This window comes from Undibacterium sp. 5I2 (genome assembly GCF_035019605.1).
Classification (GTDB): Bacteria; Pseudomonadota; Gammaproteobacteria; order Burkholderiales; family Burkholderiaceae_D; genus Undibacterium.
Genome location: NZ_JASJVS010000162.1, coordinates 1 through 565 on the forward strand (window position 1 = coordinate 1; position 565 = coordinate 565).

At 50.4% G+C, this 565-nt stretch carries 1 protein-coding gene and 1 pseudogene; both read right to left on the reverse strand.

The annotated features are described in order from the left end of the window. Positions 1-98: pseudogene (locus tag QN359_RS19825) on the reverse strand (biopolymer transporter ExbD); the annotation flags it as partial. Between the two features lie 10 nt (positions 99-108). Next, a complete protein-coding gene (locus QN359_RS19830; protein ID WP_322247750.1) occupies positions 109-546 on the reverse strand; it encodes a biopolymer transporter ExbD in 438 nt (145 codons plus the stop codon). Between the last annotated feature and the right edge of the window lie 19 nt (positions 547-565).

Below are 565 nucleotides of genomic sequence, written 5' to 3' on the forward strand. Positions count from 1 at the left end.
ATGATCAACACCAGCATGACGTCGATCAGGGGCGTCATGTTCATTTCTATCATTACTTCCGGTTCGCCTGAGCCGCCGGAACCCATTTGCATTGCCATAGTCTGTTCCTCAGTTTTTAGGCGGTGGTTCGATCACGAACCCAACCTTGGTAATCCCGGCGCGCTGGGCGTTGAGGATAGTCTTGCCGACAAATTCGTAGCGCACGTTTTGATCGCCGCGAATATGCACTTCCGGTTGCGGTACCTTGACGGCTTCGACTTTCAATCTGTCGAATAAATCTTCGGTGCCACCGGGCAGTGGTTTCATGCCGCCATTCCAGTAAATATCGCCCTCTTTGCTGATCGAGATGGTGATATTTTCCGGCTTGGTTTTGTAAATCTGGTTACGCTCTGCCGGCAGCTTGAGTTTGACCGTATCCGTGATCACCGGCGTGGTGATAAGGAAAATGATCAGCAAGACCAGCATGATATCGACCAGCGGTGTGGTGTTGATGGTGCTGTTGACTTCGTCTTCGCCATCACCATCGTTGCCCATTGCCATTGCCATAATTATACTCTTTCACATT

Coding starts and splice junctions, on each gene's coding strand:
- QN359_RS19830 (WP_322247750.1), bottom strand. CDS start 546: ATGGCAATGGCAATGGGCAACGATGGTGATGGCGAAGACGAAGTCAAC.